Source organism: Pseudomonas sp. AS2.8 (assembly GCF_014190935.1).
Lineage (GTDB): Bacteria > Pseudomonadota > Gammaproteobacteria > Pseudomonadales > Pseudomonadaceae > Chryseomonas.
This window is the reverse complement of record NZ_JACHVV010000003.1, coordinates 67,007-87,887: the sequence shown is the minus strand read 5'-3', so window position 1 is coordinate 87,887 and position 20,881 is coordinate 67,007. Positions and strand designations below refer to the sequence as shown.

The 20,881-nt window shown below is 65.9% G+C and carries 13 protein-coding genes; 6 read left to right on the top strand and 7 right to left on the bottom strand.

Features of this window, described 5'->3' with window-relative positions; genetic code table 11:
• Nucleotides 1–32 precede the first annotated feature (32 nt).
• Nucleotides 33–4,001, top strand: a complete 3,969-nt coding sequence (gene putA / locus FHR73_RS12805; RefSeq protein ID WP_183631694.1) for a trifunctional transcriptional regulator/proline dehydrogenase/L-glutamate gamma-semialdehyde dehydrogenase — start codon at nt 33–35, stop codon at nt 3,999–4,001.
• Nucleotides 4,002–4,223: 222 nt separating this feature from the next.
• On the opposite strand, the gene FHR73_RS12800 is transcribed toward putA, so the two are convergent.
• Nucleotides 4,224–6,563: an FdhF/YdeP family oxidoreductase gene (locus FHR73_RS12800; protein ID WP_183632737.1), complete on the bottom strand. Its 2,340-nt coding sequence runs from the start codon at nt 6,561–6,563 to the stop codon at nt 4,224–4,226.
• A gap of 85 nt (nt 6,564–6,648) precedes the next feature.
• A complete protein-coding gene (locus tag FHR73_RS12795; RefSeq protein ID WP_183631692.1) occupies nt 6,649–7,116 on the bottom strand; it encodes a tRNA (cytidine(34)-2'-O)-methyltransferase in 468 nt (155 codons plus the stop codon).
• A 72-nt stretch (nt 7,117–7,188) separates the two neighbouring features.
• On the opposite strand from FHR73_RS12795, the gene FHR73_RS12790 reads away from it, so the two are divergent.
• Complete coding sequence (locus FHR73_RS12790) at nt 7,189–7,746, top strand: hypothetical protein (RefSeq protein WP_183631690.1); 558 nt, start codon at nt 7,189–7,191, stop codon at nt 7,744–7,746.
• Between the two features lie 1,135 nt (nt 7,747–8,881).
• On the opposite strand, the gene ntrC is transcribed toward FHR73_RS12790, so the two are convergent.
• The 5 genes from ntrC to glnA form a co-directional block, all read right to left on the bottom strand.
• A complete protein-coding gene (ntrC, locus tag FHR73_RS12785; RefSeq protein ID WP_007161316.1) occupies nt 8,882–10,312 on the bottom strand; it encodes a nitrogen regulation protein NR(I) in 1,431 nt (476 codons plus the stop codon).
• 12 nt (nt 10,313–10,324) lie between these two features.
• Entirely contained in the window at nt 10,325–11,389 is a 1,065-nt protein-coding gene (gene glnL, locus FHR73_RS12780; RefSeq protein ID WP_183631687.1) for a nitrogen regulation protein NR(II), read from the bottom strand.
• 171 nt (nt 11,390–11,560) lie between these two features.
• Complete coding sequence (locus FHR73_RS12775) at nt 11,561–12,199, bottom strand: DUF4124 domain-containing protein (protein ID WP_183631686.1); 639 nt, start codon at nt 12,197–12,199, stop codon at nt 11,561–11,563.
• Nucleotides 12,199–12,717: a DUF4124 domain-containing protein gene (locus tag FHR73_RS12770; RefSeq protein WP_183631684.1), complete on the bottom strand. Its 519-nt coding sequence runs from the start codon at nt 12,715–12,717 to the stop codon at nt 12,199–12,201. Before FHR73_RS12770 ends, FHR73_RS12775 begins: the two co-directional genes overlap by 1 nt.
• A 160-nt stretch (nt 12,718–12,877) precedes the next feature.
• Entirely contained in the window at nt 12,878–14,284 is a 1,407-nt protein-coding gene (gene glnA, locus FHR73_RS12765; protein WP_017639449.1) for a glutamate--ammonia ligase, read from the bottom strand.
• A gap of 385 nt (nt 14,285–14,669) precedes the next feature.
• Between glnA and thiI the strand changes: the two genes are divergently transcribed.
• The 4 genes from thiI to FHR73_RS12745 all read left to right on the top strand — a co-directional run bounded on the left by thiI (nt 14,670) and on the right by FHR73_RS12745 (nt 20,880).
• Entirely contained in the window at nt 14,670–16,124 is a 1,455-nt protein-coding gene (gene thiI / locus FHR73_RS12760; RefSeq protein ID WP_183631682.1) for a tRNA uracil 4-sulfurtransferase ThiI, read from the top strand.
• A 157-nt stretch (nt 16,125–16,281) separates the two neighbouring features.
• On the top strand, nt 16,282–18,099 hold the full coding sequence (gene typA / locus FHR73_RS12755) for a translational GTPase TypA (RefSeq protein WP_183631680.1): 1,818 nt from the start codon (nt 16,282–16,284) through the stop codon (nt 18,097–18,099).
• Nucleotides 18,100–18,245: 146 nt separating this feature from the next.
• Nucleotides 18,246–18,635 (top strand): lysozyme inhibitor LprI family protein, encoded by a 390-nt coding sequence (locus FHR73_RS12750; RefSeq protein ID WP_183631678.1) that lies wholly within the window; start codon nt 18,246–18,248, stop codon nt 18,633–18,635.
• Between the two features lie 307 nt (nt 18,636–18,942).
• Nucleotides 18,943–20,880 carry an autotransporter domain-containing SGNH/GDSL hydrolase family protein gene (locus tag FHR73_RS12745; protein WP_183631676.1) on the top strand — a complete coding sequence of 646 codons (1,938 nt, stop codon included), beginning with the start codon at nt 18,943–18,945 and terminating at the stop codon, nt 20,878–20,880.
• Nucleotide 20,881 lies beyond the last annotated feature (1 nt).

Below are 20,881 nucleotides of genomic sequence, written 5' to 3'. Positions count from 1 at the left end.
AATTTCGACGCCTTCTGCTTGAGGATCTGCGCATGGCCACCACCACTACCCTGGGCGTAAAGCTCGACGAAGCCACCCGCGATCGCCTCAAGGAAGCCGCGCGCCGTATCGATCGGACGCCCCACTGGCTGATCAAGCAGGCCATCTATACCTATCTGGAAACCCTGGAAAGCGGTGCGACCCTGGCCGATCTGCAGGGCATCGCCCAGCGTCTGGCCGAAGGCGACAACGAAGCCGTCGAGGCGCTGGCCGATCCGGTCTATCAGCCGTTCCTCGAATTCGCCGAGAGCATCCTGCCGCAGTCCGTGCTGCGCTCGGCCATCACCGCCGCCTATCGCCGGCCGGAAGAAGAACTGCTGCCGCTGCTGCTGGAGCAGGCGCGCCTGCCCGTGGCTCAGGCCAAGGCCACCCACGAGCTGGCCCATCGCATCGCCGAGAAGCTGCGCAATGCCAAGGGTGCAACCGGGCGCTCCGGAATGGTGCAGAGTCTGCTCCGCGAATTCTCGCTGTCCTCCCAGGAGGGCGTCGCGCTGATGTGCCTGGCCGAAGCCCTGCTGCGCATCCCGGACAAGGGCACCCGTGATGCCCTGATCCGCGACAAGATCAGCACCGGCAACTGGCAGCCGCACCTGGGCAACAGCCCCTCGCTGTTCGTCAATGCCGCCACCTGGGGCCTGCTGCTGACCGGGCGCCTGGTGTCGACCCACAACGAGGCCGGCCTCACCAGTTCGCTCAATCGCCTCATCGGCAAGAGCGGCGAGCCGGTGATCCGCAAGGGCGTGGACATGGCCATGCGCCTGATGGGCGAGCAGTTCGTCACCGGCGAGACCATCGCCGAAGCCCTGGCCAACGCCAGCAAGTTCGAGGCGAAGGGCTTCCGCTACAGCTACGACATGCTTGGCGAAGCCGCCCTGACCGAGGCCGACGCCCGTCGCTACCTGGCCTCCTACGAGCAGGCCATCCATTCCATCGGCAAGGCCTCCCACGGTCGCGGCATCTACGAAGGCCCCGGCATCTCCATCAAGCTGTCGGCGCTGCATCCGCGCTACAGCCGCGCCCAGTACGACCGGGTGATGAGCGAGCTCTATCCGCGCCTGCTGGAGCTGACCCTGCTGGCCAAGCGCTACGACATCGGCCTGAACATCGACGCCGAGGAAGCCGACCGCCTGGAGATCTCCCTGGATCTGCTGGAGCGCCTGTCCTTCGAACCGCAACTGGCCGGCTGGAACGGCATCGGCTTCGTCATCCAGGCCTACCAGAAGCGCTGCCCGCTGGTGATCGACTACCTGATCGACCTGGCCCGGCGCAGTCGTCGCCGCCTGATGATCCGACTGGTCAAGGGCGCCTACTGGGACAGCGAGATCAAGCGCGCCCAGGTGGAAGGCCTGGAGGGCTATCCGGTCTATACCCGCAAGGTCTATACCGACGTGGCCTACCTGGCCTGCGCCCGCAAGCTCTTGGCGGCGCCGGAATCCATCTATCCGCAATTCGCCACCCACAACGCCCACACCCTGGCGGCCATCTACCAGCTCGGCGGGCAGAACTACTACCCCGGCCAGTATGAATTCCAGTGCCTGCACGGCATGGGCGAGCCGCTGTACGAGCAGGTGGTGGGCAGCGTCAAGGACGGCAAGCTGGCGCGGCCGTGCCGCATCTATGCCCCGGTGGGCACCCACGAGACGCTGCTGGCCTATCTCGTCCGCCGCCTCTTGGAAAACGGCGCCAACACCTCCTTCGTCAACCGCATCGCCGACCACTCCATCTCCCTCGACGAGCTGGTGGCCGATCCGGTGGTGCAGATCGAGCAGCAGTCCACCAGCGAAGGCGCCATCGGCCTGCCGCATCCGCGCATTCCCCACCCAAGCGCCCTGTACGGTGCCGAGCGCTGCAATTCCAGCGGTCTGGACCTGTCCAGCGAGCACCGCCTGGGGTCGCTGTCGGCCGCGCTGCTGGCCAGTGGCAACACCACCTGGGAAGCCCGCCCGCTGCTGGGTCGCGCCAGCGAGCCGTCGATTCCGCAACCGGTGCTCAATCCGGCCGATCGCCGCGATCGCGTCGGCCAGGTCAGCAACGCCACTCGCGCCGATGTCGACATCGCCCTGGAAGAAGCCCTGGCCGCCGCGCCCATCTGGCAATCCACCCCGCCCGAGCAGCGCGCCGCGGCCCTGGATCGCGCCGCCGAACTGATGGAGGCGCAACTGCAGCCGCTGATGGGCCTGCTGGTGCGCGAAGCCGGCAAGACCTACGCCAACGCCATCGCCGAGGTGCGCGAGGCGGTGGACTTCCTGCGCTACTACGCCGCCCTGGTGCGTCGTGACTTCGCCAACGACAGCCACCGTCCCCTGGGTCCGGTGGTCTGCATCAGTCCCTGGAACTTCCCCCTGGCCATCTTCAGCGGCCAGATCGCCGCGGCCCTGGCCGCCGGCAACACCGTGCTGGCCAAGCCGGCCGAGCAGACTCCGCTGATCGCCGCCCAGGCCGTGCGCCTGTTGATGGAGGCCGGCATCCCCGAAGGCGTGCTGCAACTGCTGCCGGGCGAGGGCTCCACCATCGGCGCCGCCCTGGTCAACGATGTGCGGGTCAAGGGCGTGATGTTCACCGGCTCCACCGAGGTGGCCCAGATCCTGGCGCGCAACATCGCCGGACGCCTGGACGCCCAGGGCCGGCCGATCCCGCTGATCGCCGAGACCGGTGGCCAGAACGCCATGATCGTCGACTCCTCGGCGCTGGCCGAGCAGGTGGTGACCGACGTGGTCGCTTCCGCCTTCGACAGCGCCGGTCAGCGCTGCTCGGCCCTGCGCGTGCTCTGCGTGCAGGACGACGTGGCCGATCGCGTGCTGGAAATGCTCAAGGGCGCCATGGCCGAATGCCGACTGGGCAACCCGGAGAACCTGGCCATCGACATCGGCCCGGTGATCGACGGCGAGGCCAAGACCACCATCGACAAGCACATCCAGACCCTGAGAGGCAAAGGCCGCCGGGTCCATCAGGGCGGTCGTGTGGAAGGCGATGCCATCCACCGCGGCACCTTCGTCATGCCCACTCTGATCGAGCTGGAGAGTCTGGCCGAACTGGGTCGCGAGGTCTTCGGGCCGGTGCTCCACGTGGTGCGCTATGGCCGCAAGGACCTGGACAAGGTCATCGACCAGATCAACGCCACCGGCTACGGCCTGACCTTCGGCGTGCACACCCGCATCGACGAGACCATCGCCAAGGTGATCGAGCGCGCCCATGCCGGCAACCTCTACGTCAACCGCAACATGGTCGGCGCGGTGGTCGGGGTGCAGCCCTTCGGCGGTGAAGGCCTCTCGGGCACCGGTCCCAAGGCCGGTGGCCCGCTCTATCTCTATCGCCTGCTCAGCACCCGTCCGGATGGCGATCCCGCCGTGGCCCTGGCCAAGGGCAGCACCGGCGAGGCCGAATGGCAGGTGCGCGATGCCCTGCGGCAGCAGGCCGGCAATCCGCTGGGCGCCCTGCACGACTGGGCCAGGCAGCAAGGCCTGGGCGAGCTGGAACAGGCCTGCCTGAGATTCGCCGAGGAATCCCTGAGCGGCCTGACCCGCCTGCTGCCGGGCCCGACCGGTGAACGCAACAGCTACAGCCTGTTGCCGCGCAGCCGGGTGCTGTGCCTGGCGGCCGACGACAGCGATCTGCTGCTGCAACTGGCGGCGGTCATGGCGGTGGGCAGCACGGCGCTGGTCGAGGAGGCGCACAAGACGCTCCTGACGCGTCTGCCGCACGCCGTGCGCACGCGGGTCCAGGTGGCAGCCGATTGGCGCAAGGACGAGGTCGCCTTCGAAGCGGTCCTGCACCACGGCGATTCCGATCAGTTGCGCCAGGTCTGCCAGCAGGTGGCCAAGCGCAGTGGTCCCATCGTCGGTGTCCAGGGTCTGGCCCGTGGCGAGACCGCTATTCCGCTGGAGCGCCTGCTCATCGAGCGCGCCCTGAGCGTGAACACGGCAGCGGCCGGCGGCAATGCCAGTCTGATGACCATAGGCTGAGGAGACGTCGGGCTGAGCTGAATGCAGCGAAGCCCGCCATTCGTGTATCCGTTGGACTTCGACGAGGGAGCCGTCTAAACCCAACCTACGACGAGCTTTCGTAGGTTGGGTTGAGCGCAGCGAAGCCCAACAGGCAGGCTCTGCTGCTGGGCTTCGACGATGGAGCTGTCTCAGTCAGCCCCACCGGGCCATGGCCTCGTCCAAGCGAGGCTCTAGCAGGACCTAATACGACGCCCCATACCCCTCCGGCTCCACCGGAAAGCTGCCATCGTTGGCCGCGATCAGCTTGTTCAGGCGTACCGGGATGGCCTTGGCCGCCGGCACCTTGCTGCCTTCGGCATGATGCCAGAGCGGGATCAGGGCGTTGCATTCGGGGTAGTAGCCACCGCAGGCCCCTTCCGGGATGTTGTAGGGCGTGACCCGCAGCGGACCCACTTCGCGACGCACGCCGTCGTCGGCCACCGTCGACACCTGCACCTTGTCGCCTTCGGCCAGGCCCAGGCGTTCGATGTCGTTGCGATTCATCAGCAGCACCGCGCGGGTACCCTTTACCCCGCGAAAGCGGTCGTGATAGCCATAGATGGTGGTGTTGAACTGGTCGTTGCTGCGCAGCGTCATCAGGGTCAGCACATCGCGGCCGGTCGCCGGCATGTCCGGATTTTCCTCCAAGCTGCGCGGCACGATGAGATTGGCCTTGCCTGTCTCGGTCTTCCATTCGCGCTTGGCCGCCGGCAGCGGGCGATGGAAGCCACCCACCTCCCACATCCGCGCATTAAAGTCGTGGAAGATCTCCGGGAAGGAGAGGGCGATCTCGTTGCGGATCAGGGCATAGTCGGCGACCCAGGCATCCCAGGTGACCCGGGGATTGTCCGGCAGGGTGGCCTTGGCCAGCCCGGCGACGATGGCCGTCTCGGACAGCAGCTCGCCTTCCGGCGGCTCGGCCACGCCGCGCCAGCCGTGGACGCAGCCGGTGCTGTCCTCGGTGCTGTGGGCTTGCTCCACGCCATTCTGGCGATCGATCTCGGTACGTCCCAGGCAGGGCAGCAGATAGGTCTTGTCCGCCGGTACCAGGTGGTTGCGATTGAGCTTGGTGGCGATCTGCACCGACAGGCGCAGGGTACGCCAGGCCGGTTCCATCAGGCTGGTCTCGGGAATGGCGCGCAGGAAGTTGCCGCCCAGGCCGAGGAAGGCCTTCACCGAACCGTCGAGGATGCCTTCGCAGGCCTCCACGGTATTACGGCCCTTGTCGCGTGGCGGAGCGAAGCCGAAGCGCTCGCCGAGCTGATCGAGCGGCGCCAGCTCCGGTTTCTCGGTGATGCCCACGGTGCGCTGTCCCTGGACGTTGGAATGACCGCGCACCGGGCAGATGCCGGCGCCGGGCTTGCCGATATTGCCGCGCATGAGCAGCAGGTTGGCCAGCATCTGGATGGTTTCCACGCCGTGGCGGTGCTGGGTCAGGCCCATGCCATAGATGCCGATGACCTTCTGACAACGGCCATAGACCGCCGCCGCCGCTTCCAGGGCGCTGCGGGTCAGACCCGACTGGCGCTCCAGCTGCGGCCATTCCTGGCGCTGCAGCCACTCGCAGAAGTCGGCGAAGCCATGGCAATGCTCGGCGATGAAGGCATGGTCGAGCACGGCCGGCTGGCCCTGTTCGCGAGCGAGATCATCGGCCGCCAGCAAGGCCTTGCACATGCCCGCGAGGGCCGCCGTGTCGCCACCGGGCTTGAGCTGGTGGTACTGGGTGCTGATCTGGGTGGGCTGGTCGGTCAGCATCTCCACCGGCGATTGCGGATTGACGAAGGTTTCCAGGCCGCGTTCGCGCAGCGGGTTGAAGGTGATGATGGGCGCGCCGCGTTTGCGCGCCTCCTGCAGGTCATGCAGCATCCGCGGGCTGTTGCTGCCCGGATTCTGGCCAAAGAACAGCAGGCAGTCGGCCTGATCGAAGTCGTTCAGGGTCACGGTGCCCACGGTCACGCCGATGCTCTTGGGCAGGGCGACCGAGGTGCTCTCGTGGCACATGTTGGAACTGTCCGGCAGGTTGTTGGTGCCGTACAGCCGGGCGTAGAGCTGATAGAGGTAGGAGGTCTCCAGCGCCGCGCGACCCGAGGCATAGAAGATCACCGAATCCGGCTCCAGTGCCTTGAGTTCGGCGCCAATGTCGGCGAAGGCCTCGGCCCAGCTCACCGGACGATAGCGGTCGCTGGCGGCGTCGTAGCGCAGCGGATGGGTCAGGCGGCCGACTTCTTCCAGGTCATAGTCGCGCCAGCCCCGCAGTTCGCTGAGCGAATGCTGGGCGAAGAATTCCGGTCCGCATCTCTTGCTGGTGACCTCCCAGGCGGTGGCCTTGGCGCCGTTCTCGCAGAATTCCAGCGGATGGGGCTTGCCCGGCTTGGCCCAGGCGCAACTCACGCAGGCGAAGCCACCGTGCTTGTTCTGCCGGGCCAGCAGGGCGCCGGACTTGAGCGGCACCCGTTCACGCAGGACGATCTCGGTCACCGAGCGCGCCGAGCCCCAGCCCCCGGAAGGCGCGTCATAGCGTTCAACCCTGGGTTTGCCGATCTTGCTCATGGTGCGCCTCACGTGACTGTCTGGCGATGTGCCTGTAGGTCATGGGACGACGCGTCTGGCGGGAAGGTTCTGGCGGTCAGCCCGGCGGTGGGGCGAAGCCCAGCTGGCGCCAGCCCTCGTAGACTGCCACGGCGACGGTGTTGGACAGATTGAGGCTGCGGCGATTGGGCAGCATCGGCAGGCGCAGCCGCTGTTCGGGCGGCAGCGACTCCAGCACCTCGGCCGGCAGGCCGCGACTTTCCGGACCGAACAGCAGGGCATCGCCCGGTGCATAGGCGATCTCGGTGAAGGGATGGCTGGCCTTGGTGGTGAAGGCCAGCAGTCGGGGCGGCTGCAAATCTGCTATACAGGCCGCGAGGCTGGCATGGGTCCGCACGCTGGACCACTCGTGGTAGTCCAGGCCGGCACGACGCAATTTCTTGTCGTCCAGCGCAAAGCCCAGCGGCTCGATCAGGTGCAGGCGGCAGCCGGTGATGGCGCACAGGCGGATGACGTTGCCGGTATTGGGCGGAATTTCCGGTTGGTAGAGGATGATGTCGAACATGAAGGGCAGGGCGCCTGGCAAAGCGCCTATGGTACTGCGCCGCTGGCGCGGCGTCGCGAACGGGGTAGGGCGATGAGAGGCTGGCGCCGGCTGGTCAACTGGCTGCTGCGCGAACGGCGCGCGCGCCGGGACGAACTGGCGCGGGTGGAAGATCCCGATCTGCTCAGGGCCGAATGGCGGGGCCAGCGCCAGCGCCTGACCCTCTGGCTGGCCTCGGCCGCCCTGGGCGCCGGGCTGTTCGGCATGATCCTCGGCCAGCTGGTGTACCAGCGCACCCATCCCGATCCCTGGTCGGCCGAGGCCCGCCGCCCGGTCATCCTGGACGTGGCCAGTCGCCAGGAAGCCGGCCGCTTCGAATTGCTGATCACCGCCGACCGCTCGCTGTTCTACGAACGCTATCGCCCCGACGGCGCCCTCAGCCTGCGCCTGCCCCGCGCCCGCTGGGACGGCGGCGAACGCCAGGGACGGGTGACGCGGCCGGGCGGCAGCTTTTCCTGGACGGTACGGCAGGAGGGGCAGGACCTGAAGGTGCTGCTGGTAGGCGTCGGCGGCGCCTTGCAGGCCAGTGATCGGATCGTCGAAGCCGGCGAGGATTGGGTGCTCCACGTCGAGGTCCCGCTGACACCCTGAAATGCCCCGTTATCAGGCAAAAGACCGCTGGTTTGCACCAGAGCGGAACGGGGTAGGGTGCCGGGTTGCCCTGACGCCTTGTCTGCCTTTGCCAAGCCCGTTTATCTGGTTATCAGGTAGGAGGCGCTCTAGCTTGGGGTTTGCAGCTTTTCGCGGGCGAAAAAAAGAGGCCATCACACTGGGTGATGGCCTCAAGAAGAAAAGAGGGGATTCCCCAGCCTGCCTGTACCGAGGTCCCCAAAAGGGTAGTTACCTAGGACATTGCAGGAGCTGTGCCAAGTTTTGGAGTTGGGTGGTGCTGAAGGATTTCGTAGGTTGGGTTAAGCGCTGGCGAAGCCCAACGTCTCGGGTTTGGGCTTGTCACTGCCTAAGCTAATTATCAGCGGTTTGCTGATGGTTTTATTTCGCCCACCCGGGCGAGTCACTTTTGCCAATCGCGGCTGCGCGCCCCGGACAAAAGTAACCAAAAACGCTGTCCCCACGTTTCGGCCCTTCGCTACGCTCCGGGTCGCCTCGCTCCGGCGCCGCTCCAAGGCACGGCACGAAGGGGCTTCCTGCCCCTCGCGCCTTGCTCGGCGTTTTGCCTCGCAACCCCCGCCACGACACCGGAACTCGGCCTCACTGACAGGGACGGGGCTCAAGCCTGAGACTTCGCTGTTCAAAGGATTCGTAGCATGGAAAACCGCGCAGCGTTTTCCATTGGCGCGTAAGACCGATCACCTTGGACAAGGCTTCGCCGTTGTCCACGCTACGGGCTACTAGTGACGTGTTCTTCAACCAACACTTTCAGGCTGGCGAATCGCCCCGTTCAGGAGGGCGAGCGCCAGTGCCGTGGAGTGGGTCGAGCCGCAGGGATGAGGCGAGAGGCCTAACGGGCCACGGACGGCCCATCTGGACCGACCCCGGAACAGCGCTGGTGCGAGCGGACCCGGAGCGCAGCGGAGGGCCGGATGGTGGGGCAAGCGTTTTTGCTTACTTTTGTCCGGGGCGCGCAGCCGCGACTGGCAAAAGTGAGTCGCTCGGGAGAGCGAAACAAGAAGTACCAGCAAAACTCGGTAACCGGCTAGGGCACCAATAGTCCAAAGCGTTGGGCTTCGCTTACGCTCAGCCCAACCTACGGCACGGTAGAGAACCCTCAGTCCTCCCCCTCTTCATCCGGCCCGTCCACCTTCATGCCCAGCTCCTTGATCTTGCGGGTCAGGGTGTTGCGGCCCCAGCCCAGCAGGACGGCGGCGTCGCGGCGGCGACCGGCGGTGTGCTTGAGGGCGGTCTCGATCATGATGCGTTCGAAGGCCGGCACGGCATTGTCCAGCAGGCTGGACTGGCCGCGGGTGAGGGCCTGGTCGGCCCACTGGCGCAGCGCCTGCTCCCAGTTGGCGGCGGGGGCGGCGTCCTGGGGCTGGTTGAGCAGCTCCGGCGGCAGGTCGTCGATCAGCACCTCGCGGCTGGAGGCCATCACCGTGATCCAGCGGCAGGTGTTCTCCAGCTGGCGCACGTTGCCCTGCCAGGGCAGGCCCTTCATGTATTCCTCGGTCTCGCCGCGCAGGGTCTTGGGCTCCACGGCCAGCTCCTGGGCGGCGCGAGCGAGGAAGTGGCGGGCGAGGGCGGGGATGTCCTCGCGGCGATCGGCCAGGCGCGGGATGTGGATGCGGATGACGTTGAGGCGATGGAAGAGGTCTTCGCGGAACTTGCCCTCGCGTACCAGGCCTTCGAGATTCTGGTGGGTGGCGGCGATGATGCGCACGTCCACCTTGACCGGGGTGTGGCCGCCGACGCGATAGAACTCGCCATCGGCCAGCACCCGCAGCAGCCGGGTCTGGGTGTCGGCAGGCATATCGCCGATCTCGTCGAGGAACAGGGTGCCGCCATCGGCCTGCTCGAAGCGGCCGCGACGCTGGGCGGCGGCGCCGGTAAAGGCGCCTTTCTCGTGGCCGAACAGCTCGGACTCCATCAGGTCCTTGGGGATGGCGGCCATGTTCAGGGCGATGAAGGGCGCCGCGGCGCGCGGACTATGGCGGTGCAGGGCGTGGGCGACCAGCTCCTTGCCGGTACCGGATTCGCCGTTGATCAGCACCGTGATGTTGGAGTGCGAGAGGCGGCCGATGGCGCGGAACACCTCCTGCATCGCCGGCGCCTCGCCGATGATCTCGGGGGTGCGGGTCAGGTGCGCCGGCTCGGCGAAGCCCTGCTGCTCCTGGGCGTGCTGCCCGGCGCGCTTGACCAGGGCCACGGCCTCGTCGACGTCGAACGGCTTGGGCAGGTATTCGAAGGCGCCGCCCTGGTAGGAGGCCACGGCGCTGTCCAGGTCGGAGTGGGCGGTCATGATGATGACCGGCAGGCGCGGGTGCATCTCGCGGATGCGCGACAGCAGGTCCAGGCCACTGGTCCCCGGCATGCGGATGTCCGAGATCACCACGTCCGGCTGCTGGCGGCCGAGGCGGGTCATGACGCTGTCGGCGCTGTCGAAGGCGACGGTGGTCATGCCCTCCTGTTGCAGGGCTTTTTCCAGGACCCAGCGGATGGAACGGTCGTCGTCGACGATCCAGACGGTCTCCTGACGGCTCATGCGTACTCCTCGTTATTCCAGCGGCAGGAAGATGCTGAAGGCGGTGTGGCCAGGATGGCTTTCACACTCGATCAGCCCCTGGTGCTGGGTGATGATGTTCTGGGTGATGGCGAGCCCGAGGCCGGTGCCGTCGGGGCGACCGCTGACCATGGGATAGAAGATGGTTTCCTGCAGGTCCTGGGGGATGCCCGGGCCGTTGTCGGTGATCTCCACCTTGCACACCAGGCGATGGCGGTGGTGGCCGATGGTGAACTGGCGCAGGGTGCGGGTTCTCAGGGTCACCCGGCCCAGCCGCAGTTCGTTCTGCTGGGAGATGGCCTGCATGGCGTTGCGCACGATATTGAGCACCGCCTGGATCATCTGCTCGCGGTCGATCAGCAGGTCGGGAATGCTCGGATCGTAGTCGCGTACCAGATTGATCAGGCCCTGGCTTTCCGCTTCCACCAGGCTACAGACCCGTTCGAGTACCTCGTGGACGTTGGTGATGGCGAGCTTCGGCAGCTTGTTGGGGCCGAGCATGCGATCGACCAGATTCCGCAGCCGGTCGGCTTCCTCGATGATGACGTTGGTGTAGTCCTTGAGCGCTTCTTCCGGCAACTCGCGCGCCAGCAGCTGGGCCGCGCCGCGGATGCCGCCGAGGGGATTCTTGATCTCGTGGGCCAGGCCGCGCACCAGCAGCTTGGTGGTCTCCTGCTTGGAGATCTGCGCCTCTTCCTTGGTGATGCGCAGCAGGCGGTCGCGAGGATGGACTTCCAGCAGCAGCAGGGTGTTGTGGCGATCCAGGATCGGGGTCACCGCATAGTCCACCGTGAGGCTGTTGCCCGAGGTGGAGATCAGCAGCGCCTCGCGCTTGGTGAAGGGGTGGGCATGGTCCACCGCCTGACGCAGGGCCTGCAGGGCCTCGGGCGATTCAGTGAACAGCTCGCTGATGAACTGGCCATGGCTGCGCTGGCCACTGATGGCCAGCAGCATCTCGGCCGCCGGGTTCATGTACTCCAGGCGCAACTCCGCATCGAGCAGGATGACCGCGGTAGTGAGGTTGTCGAGCAGGAGTCGGTGGATGACGTCGGTAGGCATGAGGGGCCACAGCGCTATAGGGACGATAGGAAAATGCAAGAAGCAAACCAAGACGCCCCGAGTTAGGGCAGATGGCTGTAACGTGCACTAACAGCCGCCGCGCGACTGGCGGAGCGAAACCGGATTTGTATCAAGATGGTGCGCAATGAAAAAGCGCACCAAATAGGTGCGCTAGAGGAAGGGTAGCCAGGATTTCTTGGGTTCGGGCGGTTTCATGTCCAGCGGGCATTCCGGGCGTTTGCCCCAATCCTTGTCGCTGCAGGGATGGGCAAGGCGTTTCTGCTCCAGCGAGGGGCGGCGCAGATGGAAGGGCTGCGCCGGCGTCCGCTCCAGCACGTTGCCATCGGCGGCGAGGATCTCCGCCACCAGGCTGTGGGTGCCGCGATCCAGGTTGCCCAGGGGAAACACCGGACTGCGACCGGCACCGGCTTCCTTGTCGTCCAGCAGCAGCCGGTAGCTGTGCCCCGGCTGCAACGCCGGCTCGCTGACCAGGCTGACGATGAGTTGCCCTTCCTGATCGATCACCGTGGCATCCGGCTCGGGTACCAGGATGCGCAGCATCTGGTAGCGGAAGGGCGCTGCTTTGGGCGTTCTGGCCACCGGCGCGGCGGGGGTCGGACTCAGCTTGCGGGTCGGCTGGCCCTGCTGGTTGAGGTTGTTGGGCACCGTGATCGGCACCTGGGTCGCCTTGACCCCCTTGGGTGGCTGGTCGGTGTAGACGCGGTTGCCCTCCTTGTCGACATAGCTGTAGACCGCCGCCTGGGCGGGCGGCAGCAGGCAGAGCAGCAGCAGGATCAGGAGCGGACGCATCAGCGGGCCGGGCTGTTGACGCTGATGCGCTGCACGGTCACGATCTTTTCGGCACTGGTCTGGATCACCTCGCCGTTGCCGGACAGCACCTGGGCCGCGAAGCGGTGCTCGCCGCGCTCCAGATTGGCCACGCCGAAGCGGGTGCTCTGGCCGGGGCTGCCATAGGGGGCGCCGTCCACCAGCAATTGCAGCGACTGCCCCGCACCCAAGGCCGGTTCCACGGCTACCCCCACCGAGAAGGTACCGTTGTTGGCGCGGATGGCCTCATCGTCGGGCACGTTGACCTCCAGGCGGCTGAAGGCCGGACCGGCAGGGGTCGCCGCCGCAGGCGCACTGGGGATGGGCGGCGCCGGCCGTGGATTGTCCACGGTATTGGTGGGCGCCACCTGCACCGGCTTGGCGTTGGCCGAGGGCTGGTCGCTGAATACCGTGTTGCCTTCGGCATCCACCGACTTGTAGATCGCGGCCTGGGCGGAGCAGGCGAGGCAGAGCAGACAGCAGGCAAGCAGGCGAGGCATGGCGGAATCTCGGCCGGGCGATGGAGATCAAGGGTAGCAGGCGCGTCGTGTGGGCAGGTAGGCAGCTCGGCCGCTCCGCGCTGGCGTCGGTCGCAGCGGTTTTCCCAAGGCAAAAGAAAAGGCCTCCCGAAGGAGGCCTCTTGGCGTTACCGCAGCGGGATCAGACGCTGTAGTACAGGTCGTATTCCAGCGGGTGCACGAAGGTACGCACCTTGATCTCTTCCTCGGACTTCAGCTCGATGTAGGCATCGATGAACTCGTCGGTGAAGACGCCGCCCTTGGTCAGGAACGCGCGACCGGCGTCCAGGGCTTCCAGGGCTTCCTTCAGGCTGCCGCAGACCTGCGGGATCTTCTTGCCTTCTTCCGGCGGCAGATCGTACAGGTTCTTGTCGGCGGCATCGCCGGGGTGGATCTTGTTCTGGATACCGTCCAGGCCGGCCATCAGCAGGGCGGCGAAGCACAGGTAGGGGTTGGCAGCCGGATCCGGGAAGCGGGCTTCGATGCGACGGGCTTTCGGGCTCGACACATAGGGGATACGGATGGAGGCGGAACGGTTGCGAGCCGAGTAGGCCAGCATGACCGGGGCTTCGAAGCCGGGCACCAGACGCTTGTAGCTGTTGGTGGACGGGTTGGTGAAGCCGTTCAGCGCCTTGCCGTGCTTGATGATGCCGCCGATGAAGTACAGGGCGGTATCGGACAGGCCGGCATAGCCTTCGCCAGCGAAGGTGTTCTTGCCATCCTTGGAGATGGACATGTGCACGTGCATGCCGGAGCCGTTGTCGCCGTACAGGGGCTTGGGCATGAAGGTGGCGGTCTTGCCGTAGGCATCGGCCACGTTGTGCACGACGTACTTCAGGGTCTGGGTCTCGTCGGCTTTCTTGACCAGGGTGTTGAACTGCACACCGATCTCGTTCTGGCCAGCGGTCGCCACTTCGTGGTGGTGGACTTCCACGACCAAGCCCATCTCTTCCAGGGCGTTGCACATGGCGGTACGGATTTCATGGTCGTGATCGACCGGCGGTACCGGGAAGTAGCCGCCCTTGACGCCCGGACGGTGACCCTTGTTGCCGGACTCGAAGTCGGCATCGGTGTTCCAGGAAGCCTGCTCGGAGAAGATCTTGAACATGGAGCCGGAGATGTCCGACTTGAACTTCACTTCGTCGAAGATGAAGAACTCGGGCTCAGGGCCGACGAACACGGTGTCGCCGATGCCGGTGGACTTCAGGTATTCCTCGGCAGCACGGGCGATACCGCGGGGGTCGCGCTCGTAGGGCTGCATGGTGGAGGGTTCGATGATGTCGCAGACCAGGATCAGGGTCGGCTCTTCGGTGAAGGGATCCAGAACGGCAGTGCTGTCGTCGGGCAGCAGGATCATGTCGGAGGCTTCGATGCCTTTCCAGCCGGCGATGGAGGAGCCGTCGAACATCTTGCCGTGGGCGAAGAAGTCTTCGTCCAGCGCGTCACGCGCCGGCATGGTGACGTGTTGCTGCTTGCCTTTGGTGTCGGTGAAGCGCAGGTCTACCCACTTCACGTCGTTTTCTTTGATCAGTTGAACAGCCTTCGACATGGTTTCCTCCAGAGGAATTTCGGCCGGGAGCGGTTGGCGGTACTCCCGGTATCAGCTGTGCCCTTGAGGGGCGCTTCCGTACTGCCTGGTCAGCGACCGGCGTTCCACGAAAAGCGCCCTATGCTGGCCCAGGGGCGGCTGCCTCACAAGAGAGCAAGTTGTATGCCAGTGCCCTCAAATGGGCTGGAAGCCCATCCTGACGCCAGTCGTGCCGTTTTCAGGCCAATCGGCGGCGTATCTACGCACCAAATTGGTGCTTGTAAATTCGTCTCTGCACTCAAATGGCGCCGCAGGTGATTTTGTCGGCTGGATTCGAGTGCGTGATGGTTTTCAGGTATGATATTCGCCCTTTTCTTTCGCGTTACCCGCCCCCCGTTTCCCGCTCATGAAGCTCATCATCAAGGTCTTTCCGGAAATCACCATCAAGAGTCGCCCGGTGCGCAAGAATTTCATTCGCCAGCTGGTGAAGAACATTCGTGTCGTGCTGCGCGATCTGGATCCGGATGTCCGCGTGGAAGGGGTCTGGGACAACATCACCCTGGAGACCGCGCTCGACGAGCCGCGGCTGCTGGCGGAGATGAAGCAGCGGCTGGCCTGCACCCCCGGCATCGGCCAGTTCCTCGAGGTGCACGAGTATCCGCTGGGCGATTTCGACTCGATTCTCGAGTTGTGCGTCCGCCACTTCGGCGAGCGGGTGCGCGGCAAGGTGTTCTCGGTGCGCTGCAAGCGTGCCGGTCGCCATGACTTCTCCTCGATGGACGTCGAGCGCCATGTCGGTGGTGGCCTGCGCGAACGCTGCGGCGGCGCCGGCATCGCCCTGAAGAATCCCGAGGTGAACGTCCGCCTGGAGATCCGTGACCAGCAGCTGTTCATCATCGACGAGCACCACGAAGGGCTGGGCGGTTATCCGCTGGGCGCCCTGGAGCAGGTGCTGGTGCTGATGTCCGGTGGTTTCGATTCCACCGTGGCCGCCTACCAGATGATGAGACGCGGGATGGTCAGCCATTTCTGCTTCTTCAATCTCGGCGGGCGCGCCCACGAACTGGGCGTGATGGAAGTGGCCCACTATCTCTGGGAGAAGTACGGGCGCTCCCAGCGTGTGCTGTTCATCAGCGTGCCCTTCGAGGAAGTGGTGGGGCAGATCCTCACCCAGTGCGACGACAGCCACATGGGCGTGATCCTCAAGCGCATGATGCTGCGCGCGGCCAGTCGCATCGCCGAGCAGCTGCAGATCGAGGCGCTGGTGACCGGCGAGGCCGTCTCCCAGGTCTCCAGCCAGACCCTGACCAACCTGGCGGTGATCGACAAGGCCACCGATACCCTGGTGCTGCGCCCGCTGCTGGCCAGCCACAAGCAGGACATCATCGACACCGCCCAGCGCATCGGCACCGCCGACTTCGCCAAGCACATGCCCGAGTACTGCGGCATCATCTCGGTGAATCCCACCACCAAGGCCAAGGCCCTGCGGGTGGAGCACGAGGAAGGCAAGTTCGACCTGGCGGTGCTCGACGCCGCGCTGGAACGCGCGCGCTTCATCACCGTCGACAAGGTGATCGAGGAGCTGGGCAAGGACGTGCAGGTGGAAGAGGTGGATCAGCCGCTGCCCGGGCAGGTCGTGGTGGACATTCGCCATCCCGACGCCCAGGAAGACCAGCCGCTGGAGTTGCCCGGCATCGAGGTGCAGACCATGCCGTTCTTCGCACTCAACAGCCGTTTCAAGGAACTGGACGAGAATCGCCAGTACCTTCTCTATTGCGACCGCGGGGTGATGAGCCGGCTGCACGCCCATCACCTGCTCACCGAAGGGCACGCCAATGTGCGCGTTTATCGTCCGGCCTAAGCAGCCGGGCCTGCTGGGTGGCAGTATCCGCCACCGCCCTCCCGACCTCTTCTAGCCCTCCGGCCGCGTACCGGTCGGCCGCGTTTCGCGCCTTTGCAATCTCCGGCTGTCAGCCTGCTGGCTGAAGCTCCTTCATTTCTATACCGAGAACACCACTGTGATCGAGAATCTACGCAACATCGCCATCATCGCGCACGTCGACCATGGCAAGACCACCCTCGTCGACAAGCTGCTGCGCCTGTCCGGCACCCTGGACCGCAAAGAAGCGGAAAACGAGCGGGTGATGGACAGCAACGACCAGGAAAAGGAACGTGGCATCACCATCCTGGCCAAGAACACCGCCCTCAAGTGGGGCGACTACAACATCAACATCGTCGACACCCCCGGCCACGCCGACTTCGGTGGCGAGGTGGAGCGCGTGATGTCCATGGTCGACTCCGTGCTGCTGGTGGTCGACGCCCAGGACGGCCCCATGCCGCAGACCCGCTTCGTGACCCAGAAGGCCTTCAAGGCCGGCCTGCGTCCGATCGTGGTGGTCAACAAGATCGACCGTCCCGGCGCGCGTCCGGACTGGGTCATCGACCAGATCTTCGACCTGTTCGACAACCTCGGCGCCACCGATGAGCAGCTGGACTTCCCGATCGTCTACGCCAGCGCCCTGAACGGCATCGCCGGTCTGGACCACGAGAAGATGGACGACAACATGGATGCCCTGTTCCAGGCCATCGTCGACCACGTGCCGGCCCCCCAGGTCGATCTGGACGGTCCCTTCCAGATGCAGATCTCCCAGCTGGACTACAACAGCTTTCTCGGCGTGATCGGCATCGGCCGCATCGCCCGTGGCCGCATCAAGGCCAACACCCCGGTCGTGGCCATCAGCGACGACGGCAGCAAGCGCAACGGTCGTATCCTCAAGATCATGGGCCACTCCGGCCTGCAGCGCGTGGAAGTGGCCGAAGCCGAAGCCGGCGACATCGTCTGCGTCTCGGGCATGGACGAGCTGTTCATCTCCGACACCCTGTGCGATCCGCAGAACGTCGAAGCCCGTCCGCCGCTGACCGTCGACCAGCCCACCGTGAGCATGACCTTCCAGGTCAACGACTCGCCGTTCGCCGGTCGTGAAGGCAAGTTCGTCACCAGCCGCAACATCAAGGACCGTCTGGAGAAGGAACTGCTGCACAACGTGGCCCTGCGCGTCGAGCCGGGCGAGTCGGCCGAGAAATTCAAGGTCTCCGGCCGTGGCGAGCTGCACCTGTCGGTACTGATCGAGAACATGCGCCGCGAAGGCTTCGAGATGGCCGTGGGCCGTCCGGAAGTGGTGATCATCGAGAAGGACGGCGTGAAGCAGGAGCCCTACGAGAACGTCTCCATCGACATCGAAGAGCAGCACCAGGGCTCGGTGATGGAGCAGATGGGTCTGCGCAAGGGCGATCTGACCAACATGATCCCCGACGGCAAGGGCCGTATCCGCCTGGAATACACCATCCCGGCGCGTGGCCTGATCGGCTTCCGTAACAACTTCCTGACCCTGACCTCGGGCAGCGGCATCCTGACCTCGACCTTCAGCCATTACGGCCCGATCAAGGCCGGCGAAGTGACCAACCGTCAGAACGGCGTGCTGGTGTCCATGGCCACCGGTACCGCCCTGACCTACTCGCTGGAAACCCTGCAGAGCCGCGGCAAGCTGTTCCTGGCGCCGGGCGACGAGATCTACGAAGGCCAGCTGTGCGGCATCAACAGCCGTGACAACGACCTGGTGCTCAACCCCACCAAGGGCAAGAAGCTGGACAACATGCGCGCCTCGGGCAAGGACGAAGTCATCGCCCTGGTGCCGCCGATCAAGTTCACCCTCGAGCAGGCGCTGGAATTCATCGCCGACGACGAACTGGTGGAAGTGACGCCGAAGTCCATCCGTCTGCGCAAGAAGTACCTGAACGAGAACGACCGCAAGCGCTTCGAGCGTTCCAAGGTCTGATCCCGCTCCGGTAATGCAGGAAAGCGCCTTCGGGCGCTTTTTTGTTGCCCGTTTTTCGGCTGATGCCGCGCGCATGACTGGCGGCTCTGCTAGCGTTTGCCCTACGGCCGCGCCATTCGGGACGGCCCCCTCTGCAGGATGCTGCCATGCTCAAGACCACCCTCGCCGCCGCCCTGACCCTGAGCGGTCTCTGTGTTTTCGCCACTGCTCAGGCTGCCGGCTGCGGCACGCCACGCAATGCCTTCGATACCGTCTACTGCGCCAGCAACCTGTTCGCCCAGAGCGACAAGTCGCTGAACCAGACCTATGGCGAGTTGCGCAAGCAGCTGCCGGCCGATCAGCAGGCCGTGCTCAAGCAGAGCCAGCTGGCCTGGATCAAGCAGCGCGACAGCCAGTGCGCCCGCGAGGAAGCCGATGGCTACTTCGTCAACCTGGACTGCGCCGTCAGCCTGACCGACAGCCGCCTGGAGGTGCTCAAGGAGCGCCTGCGCGAATGCGCCAGCACCGGTTGCGAAGCGGGCAAGCTGGGGCAGTGAGGTATCCGGCGGGACAGGGATCTCGCCGTTCCCTCATCCCAACCCTCTCCCCGGGGGAGAGGGGGCTATCCGAACGGGCGCTCAGCGTCATCGCCCCGATAAGCGCTGCCATGGGTTGATCAGCGGACTCGACAGTCATGGCACGCCCCTCCAGTCGAATCGCCGACAGCCGTCTGGCATGCCGTCCAGGCCGAATGAACGTCTTCCACCTTTTTGTTTACACCCAGATACAACGTCACAAAAACCGTCTAGCGTGAGCCGACACGCCCTGACGTGTGCTCCGAAAACAACAACCAAGGATGCAGGCATGACATCTTTCCTCAGGCAACGCCTGCCGCTGGCCATCGCCCTGGCCACGGCGCTCGCGGCAACCGTCCAGGCGGCTCCCAATCCCTACAGTGGCTTCACCGTGTTCGGCGACAGCCTGCTCGATGCCGGGCAATTTCCCGACACCGGGGTCACGGGCGCCAGTCTCAGATTCACCAACCGCGTTGGGCCCGGCTACAGCCCGGCCAGCGGTGCGGTGACCGGACTGGTGTCCTCGATCCTGCTCGGCCAGCAACTGGGCTTCGATGTCCGTACCCTCGACGCCTCGACCTCGCTGATCAACCAGCGGATCGGCCTGAGCGATGGCGACAACTGGGCCACGGGTGGCTACACCACGGCGCAGATCCGCGATTCCATCACCGCTCGCAACGGCTCGGTGGTGGCGGTAGGAGGCCTGACCCTGCGCAGCCGTGATGGCTACCTGCCCGGACTCGCCAGCCAGGGACTGAGCCTGGATCCCAACACCCTGTTCTACCTCAGCGGCGGGGGTAACGACTTCCTCCAGGGCCTGGTCACCTCGCCGGCCACTGCGGCGGCGGCGGCCAATCGCCTGGGCGACGGCGTGGCTGCCCTGCAGCAGGCCGGCGCCCGCTATATGGTGGTCTGGCTGCTGCCCGACATCGGCCAGACCCCGGCCCTGGCCGGTTCGCCGCAACAGGCGGCCAGCTCGGCCCTGAGCCGGGTCTACAACCAGGCGCTGGTGGCGCGTCTGGCCGGCATCGACGCCGAGATCATCGGCCTCAACGTGCCCCAGCTGCTGGCCGAGGTGGTGGCCGAACCGGGCCGCTATGGCCTGGCCAGCGGGCAGAATCTCACCGGCACCTGCTTCAGCGGCGACAGCTGCACCCGCAACACCACCTATGGCCTGGGTGCGGCGGCGGCCGATCCCAGCCAGCTGCTGTTCAACGATCGCGTCCACCCGACCATCACCGGCCAGCGGCTGATCGCCGACTACGCCTATTCGCTGCTGGCAGCGCCCTGGGAGGTCACCCTGCTGCCGGAGATGGCCCAGTCCACCCTCAGGGCGCACCAGGACGGCCTGCACCAGCGCTGGCTGGGCGACTGGCATGCCTGGCAGCCGGTGGGGCGCTGGCAGGGCTATGTGGATACCAGCGCGCGGCGCCTGGACGTCGACGACCAGCGCAGCACTGCCGGCGGCGACGGCAACGGCTACAGCCTGGACCTGGGTGGTAGCTATCGACTCAGCGAGGAGTGGCGCCTCGGCGTGGCCGCCGGTGTCGCGCGCCAGCGCCTGGAGCCCGGCGCGGCCGATTCCAGCTATCGACTCAACAGCTATCTGCTCAGCGCCTTCGCCCAGTACCAGGGCGAGCGTCTCTGGGGCGATCTCACCGCCACCGGTGGCCGGCTGGACTACGACGACCTGAGCCGTCGCTTCGCCCTCGGCCCGACCACCCGCAGCGAGCAGGGCGACACCGACGGCGATCTGCGCGCCCTCTCGGCGCGGCTGGGCTATGACCTGGCGGCGGCCGGCAGTCCCTGGCACCTGAGTCCCTATCTCAGCGCCGACTATGCCCGCGTCCAGGTGGACGGCTACCGGGAGCGCGGCAACGACGCCACGGCGCTGGCATTCGACGACCAGTCGAGCACCTCGCGGCGGCTGGGGCTGGGCCTGCAGGGGCGCTGGCAACTCGCCCCGGCCACGGCGCTGTTCGCCGACCTGGGCCGCGAGCGGGAATTCTCCGACGGTACCCGCGACGTGACCATGCGCCTGAACAGTGTCCCGGGCCTGGACTACACCCTGGACGGCTACCAGCCCGACAGCGACCGCACCCGGCTGAGCCTGGGCGTGGTCCAGCGGCTGACCCCGGAACTGACCCTGCGCGGCGGCTACAGCTATGCCGGTGCGGGCGATACCCATCAGCAGGGTGTGGGCCTGGGCCTGTCGCTGGACTTCTAAG

Coding starts and splice junctions, on each gene's coding strand:
- putA (WP_183631694.1), top strand. CDS start 33: ATGGCCACCACCACTACCCTGGGCGTAAAGCTCGACGAAGCCACCCGC.
- FHR73_RS12795 (WP_183631692.1), bottom strand. CDS start 7,116: ATGTTCGACATCATCCTCTACCAACCGGAAATTCCGCCCAATACCGGC.
- FHR73_RS12790 (WP_183631690.1), top strand. CDS start 7,189: ATGAGAGGCTGGCGCCGGCTGGTCAACTGGCTGCTGCGCGAACGGCGC.
- ntrC (WP_007161316.1), bottom strand. CDS start 10,312: ATGAGCCGTCAGGAGACCGTCTGGATCGTCGACGACGACCGTTCCATC.
- glnL (WP_183631687.1), bottom strand. CDS start 11,389: ATGCCTACCGACGTCATCCACCGACTCCTGCTCGACAACCTCACTACC.
- FHR73_RS12775 (WP_183631686.1), bottom strand. CDS start 12,199: ATGCGTCCGCTCCTGATCCTGCTGCTGCTCTGCCTGCTGCCGCCCGCC.
- FHR73_RS12770 (WP_183631684.1), bottom strand. CDS start 12,717: ATGCCTCGCCTGCTTGCCTGCTGTCTGCTCTGCCTCGCCTGCTCCGCC.
- glnA (WP_017639449.1), bottom strand. CDS start 14,284: ATGTCGAAGGCTGTTCAACTGATCAAAGAAAACGACGTGAAGTGGGTA.
- thiI (WP_183631682.1), top strand. CDS start 14,670: ATGAAGCTCATCATCAAGGTCTTTCCGGAAATCACCATCAAGAGTCGC.
- FHR73_RS12750 (WP_183631678.1), top strand. CDS start 18,246: ATGCTCAAGACCACCCTCGCCGCCGCCCTGACCCTGAGCGGTCTCTGT.
- FHR73_RS12745 (WP_183631676.1), top strand. CDS start 18,943: ATGACATCTTTCCTCAGGCAACGCCTGCCGCTGGCCATCGCCCTGGCC.